Origin of the sequence: Flectobacillus sp. (assembly GCF_049240685.1) — a bacterium.
Classification (GTDB): domain Bacteria; phylum Bacteroidota; class Bacteroidia; order Cytophagales; family Spirosomataceae; genus Flectobacillus.
Genome location: NZ_JBMLSD010000104.1, coordinates 1 through 5,130, shown reverse-complemented (window position 1 = coordinate 5,130; position 5,130 = coordinate 1). Strand labels below are relative to the sequence as shown.

Below are 5,130 nucleotides of genomic sequence, written 5' to 3'. Positions count from 1 at the left end.
ATGGGACTTCTTGTTTGAAATAGGATATTGTGGAAAAAGATTTTCAAATTCTAAACTTGGTTTGGAGACGTAAGCATTACGTCTCTACAAGAAGGGAAAAATTCTTTTCCTAAAATTTTACCATTTTCAAATTATCAAATCCACCAAATTTTCAAATTCTAAACTTGGTTTGGAGACGTAAGCATTACGTCTCTACGAGGATTGAAATTATTTTCCTAAAATTTTACCATTTTCAAATTACCAAATCTTCAAATTTTCAAATTACCAAATTTTCAAATTATCTTTTCGGTTCATTCAATTCAATCACATAGCCGTCGGGGTCGGTTAAGTAGATTTGGTAGGCGCCATCAAAACGCTGTTGACGATGGTAAGGAACTTCTTTCGATTTCAAAAACGCCTCAATACCATCAGCAGAATTGCTTGGAATGGTAAGCGAAAAGTGAGCGCCATTTTTATCATTATTACTTACAGGGTCTTTCCGACCGAGCAATAAATGTAATTCTTGTCCAGGAGCTATCTGAAACCATCTTCGTATCGCAATTAGGTTGTCTGGAACTGTCACGGGCGACAAACCGATGATTTCTCTATAAAAAGCTGCACTAACTTTCAGGTCTTTTACGGCTAGTCCAACATGGTTATACGACAAAATTGTTATTCCTTTCTGTGAATCCTGAGCCACCGCAGCAGCTTGACTCATTCCTACAAATGCTAAGGCCAATACTGGCAAATGTGATAATTTCATAGTTATTGGGATATTTATCTGATTATCAAAAAATTAAATAAAGGTAAAGTGAGTATTATTAACGATATCAGAGTTTTTTTTTACTTTTTCTGATAAATGACCTCATTTTATTTGAAAAACTTGCCCTGAACTTTATATTTTTATACTAGGAAATTTTTTTATCCTCCTAATCGTAGGCTTATAGCATAAAAGATGACTATTTGACCAGAATGAATTTACTATTTGTATGCCTTATGCTGAAAGCTCAATGCACTCAGTAATCTTCTAGTAAATACATACAGCGAATTTCGCTAATATGGTTTGCGTGAAACTCGACAATGTGTACACTGACTGGACCATTTTTTAGACTGATTTTTAATGAAATACATAACATATTTAATCTTACTGAGTATTTCGGTAAATTCTTTTGCCCAAAACTCCGTAAAGCAATTATCCTTACAACTTACCCAATCAGCTCCTAACGATTCCTTGAAAGTAGTCGCTATTTTTGAGTGGATTACTGGCTCCATACATTACGACTTAGAAACTTTTCAGCAAAGGCTTCCCACGCTTGATTTAGGGAACTCCCAATCCAGCTCGGTAGTGCTTTCTAGCCGAAAAGCAATTTGTGGTGGCTATTCCAATTTGTTTTATGATTTGTGTAAATATGCAGGTATCAAAGCTCAGGTAATAGAGGGTTTGGGTAAAATTCGTAATTCATCCAACCCAGCAGATTCTACTTTTAGAATCGAAAGTCACGCTTGGAATGCCGTCAAACTTAATGAAAAATGGTATTTATTGGACCTTACGTGGAGTTCGGGAGCCATGATTAATAACTCCTACCAACAACGTCGTAATTGGGAATTTTTTATGACCCCTCCTGCCGTATTTTTGTTGACCCATTTCCCAAGTGACCCGATGTGGCAACTTCAGAAAAGAGTCATTTCCTATCAAGAATTTATTAAAGGTGGCCCTTTTTTGAAAACCAAAAGACTGGATTATGACAAGCTTCTGGAAAAATATGAGCTATTGGATTCCACAACGCAAGTACTAGATACACAGGAAAGAATCATCGCTTTTGACCCAAAGAATGATAATGCCTACAATATGCTAGGATATTTTTATGCCACCCGTTCTACCAAAACTTTGGAGGAATATACAGCCATTTCTCGGGCAGTCCGAGAACAAAAAAATCCTAAAGAACAACAACAATTGGCCTTACAGTACAAAAACAAAATGTTTGAGCTACTCAATAAGGCCGAATTGGAACTAAACAAGTCCTTGGATTATTATAATCATATAGGTCCTTCAGCTCTGATAAAAGGTGTTGTAGATAATAAAAATGCTATTTACAATAACTTAGAGGCGATTCGTAAGGACAAAGAAATGATGAACCGATATTTCGCAATTCTTGGACGAAACAAACGATGAACAACTACGATGTAATTATTATTGGCGCAGGCCCAATTGGATTAGCTTGTGGACTAGAAGCCCAAAATGCTGGACTCAGCTACTTGATTTTGGAAAAAGGATGCTTGGTAAACTCGCTCTATAATTACCCAGCCAATATGACTTTTTTTAGTACTTCTGAAAGGCTCGAAATTGGTGATATTCCTTTTGTATCTAACAGTGCAAAACCTACTCGCTCGGAAGCCTTAGAGTATTATCGTCGTGTAGCGGTACACCGTAAACTAGCCATCAATTTGTTCGAAACTGTTGAATCTGTTACCTCACACGAAAACTTGTATCAGATTAATACTAGTAAATCTCAATACCAGTGCAAAAGTATCGTCATTGCTACAGGATTTTATGACATCCCATATTTGATGGATGTTGAGGGGGAAGATTTACCGAAAGTGACTCACTATTACGCCGAACCACATTTTTATTCTATGCAAAATGTACTCGTGGTAGGCGCCAACAACTCCGCTGTAGATGCCGCCTTGGAAACATGGCGTAAAGGTGCCAATGTCACCATGGTTGTCAGAAGTGAAGGTATCGGTGAAAGAGTAAAATATTGGGCAAAACCAGATATTGAAAACCGCATCAAAGAAGGTTCTATTCAAGCGTTCTTCAATTCGGAAGTCGTTGCCATCCGTCAGCATGAAGTAGATATCAAAACGCCAGAAGGTATTGTTACGATTCCAAATGACTATGTGATTGCTATGACAGGCTACCAACCGAATTTAACATTTTTAGAAAAAATGGGCATTGAACTTTCTAAAGATGAGATTCGTAAGCCATTTTATGATGAAACCACACAGGAAACTAATTTACCCAATGTCTTCTTGGCTGGGGTAATTTGTGGCGGGATGAATACCCATTCTTTGTTTATCGAAAATTCTCGCGTGCACGCCACGCATATTATGGATACTCTGAAAAAACGTTTATTGTAGATAAACCTAACACTGGTTAAATGCTAAAAAAGGTGCTGGATTCCTATCCAGCACCTTTTTTTCAAAGGATTCCAATCCTTTATTAAAATCCAAAATCAGTTGTATATCGCCCAGCACGGTCGTACAAAGACTTTACAGGGATACTCAATCGTTGTCCGATAGGTTTGCCTCCTCTATAACTTTGTATTTTCAAGAAAGAAGCATTCTTTGGAATATCCAATTTACTTTGGTATTTGGGTGAAAACGCATCAGGATTTGTCCCATCAAAAGTATAATACAAATCCAATCCTTTGATTTCCGATAACATCTCGATTTTGAGATTTGCACCTTCCTTCATCGTTCTAACCAAAGGGTCATACACACTTCGGGAATAATTGATAGAGGCTTCGTCCATCCTCAAAAATTGGTTTTCCATTTTAGTAATAAAATAATCCCAATTTCGCCTTTCTTTCTTACTCCATAATACCTCCGACAAAGCCCACGCCCGCGGATACATCATATATTCGACATGACGAGAATTAGGAACCGACTCCGTCCAAAGGTTTCCTTGTCCCCCCAAAATCAAAGAAGAACTCACTCCTGCAGGTGTTGGCTCGAAACTGTAAACTCTTTTTAATCGCAGCAAATCATAGGTCATAGGTTCGGCTGTGGGCTCGCCTTGGTACAAGTCCAAATAGGTAAATGTATTGGGCGTCATCACTACAGCATGATTTTGTTTGGCAGCCTCTATCCCACCTTTATCGCCTCGCCACGACATTACGGTAGCTTCTGGAGCTAAGCCACCTTCCAAAATCTCGTCCCAGCCGATGAGTTTCTTCCCTTTACTCGACAAGATTTTTTCGACTCTTTTGACAAAGTAGCTTTGTAATTCAGCCATGTTTTTCAAACCTTCCCTTTTCATTAAAGCTTGACATTCGGCACTTTTTTCCCAATATCCTTTATAACATTCGTCGCCACCAATATGAATATAAGGGTGTGGAAAAAGCTGAGCAACTTCGGTAAAAACTTTATCCAAAAACTCATATACCTTTTCGTTTGATGGACAAAGTGAGTTTTCTACCTCTCGGTAAAACTTCCATCCTGCATTTACCTGAAACTTGTTGCCTCCAGCACAAGACAATTCTGGATAAGCCGTCAAAATCGCCAAGCTATGCCCAGGCACATCTATTTCGGGCAAAATCTGGATATATTTTGATTGTGCATACGCCACAATTTCCCTGATATCTTCTTGGGTATAGAATCCTCCGTAAGTAGGTTTCTCTCCTTCTTGGGGTACTTCTCTTTCCCACCAATTACCTACACGTGGTACGCGCCAAGCGCCCACGCTAGTGAGTTTAGGATACGATTTTATTTCAATTCGCCAACCTTGATCGTCGGTCAAATGCCAATGAAAGGTGTTGAATTTATAGCGTGCTAATTGGTCGATAAAGCTTTTGATATATTCTTTTGGAAAAAAATGGCGACTTACATCCAACATAATTCCACGCCAAGCATAACGAGGATAATCGATAACACTACTCGCTGGGATTTTCCAAACCATTCTTTGGTACTTTTTGCCTTCAATTTGTTTAGGAAAAAGCTGAATCAAAGATTGAACGCCATAAAACAAGCCCGCAGGTGTTTGGGCTTTGATGTCGATATGTTTGGGCGTAATTTCTAAAGAATACCCCTCTTCCTGTCCAACAACTTTGAAAGGAGTACTTTCCAACTTAAAATTGATATGTTTTCCTATTTTAGGTGTCTCCAATACAGGTAGCTTTACTCCTGTAGGAATCGCCAAAGTCATAGCTAAAAACTCAGCAATTTTACGTACTTCTGGATTTCCCTTAGGGATATGAATACGCGTATCGGCCGTTAGGACAAACTCACCAAGCGTTTTTTGTTGGGCTACAGGTTCAGGAATAATTTGTTGGGAAAAAACAAGAGGACTACTCCACAATACCAGGGTAAGGAACTTTACTAATTTCATTTTAAACAAGAGGCTTTTTTATCATAAAGTACGGCTCATTCTAT

4 protein-coding genes are annotated in these 5,130 nt (G+C 38.3%); 2 read left to right on the top strand and 2 right to left on the bottom strand.

The features are described 5' to 3' along the window. Window positions 1-277: 277 nt before the first annotated feature. Window positions 278-742 (bottom strand): VOC family protein, encoded by a 465-nt coding sequence (locus ACOVQ4_RS04775; RefSeq protein ID WP_421819512.1) that lies wholly within the window; start codon window positions 740-742, stop codon window positions 278-280. A gap of 357 nt (window positions 743-1,099) precedes the next feature. Between ACOVQ4_RS04775 and ACOVQ4_RS04770 the strand changes: the two genes are divergently transcribed. After that, window positions 1,100-2,152, top strand: a complete 1,053-nt coding sequence (locus ACOVQ4_RS04770) for a transglutaminase domain-containing protein (protein WP_421819511.1) — start codon at window positions 1,100-1,102, stop codon at window positions 2,150-2,152. Continuing rightward, window positions 2,149-3,117: a YpdA family putative bacillithiol disulfide reductase gene (locus ACOVQ4_RS04765; RefSeq protein WP_421819510.1), complete on the top strand. Its 969-nt coding sequence runs from the start codon at window positions 2,149-2,151 to the stop codon at window positions 3,115-3,117. The genes ACOVQ4_RS04770 and ACOVQ4_RS04765 overlap by 4 nt, the downstream gene beginning before the upstream one ends. A gap of 82 nt (window positions 3,118-3,199) precedes the next feature. Here the strand turns inward: ACOVQ4_RS04765 and ACOVQ4_RS04760 are convergent, their stop codons facing one another. Continuing rightward, window positions 3,200-5,086, bottom strand: coding sequence for a beta-N-acetylhexosaminidase (locus tag ACOVQ4_RS04760; RefSeq protein ID WP_421819509.1), 1,887 nt, complete (start codon window positions 5,084-5,086; stop codon window positions 3,200-3,202). Window positions 5,087-5,130: the final 44 nt, after the last annotated feature.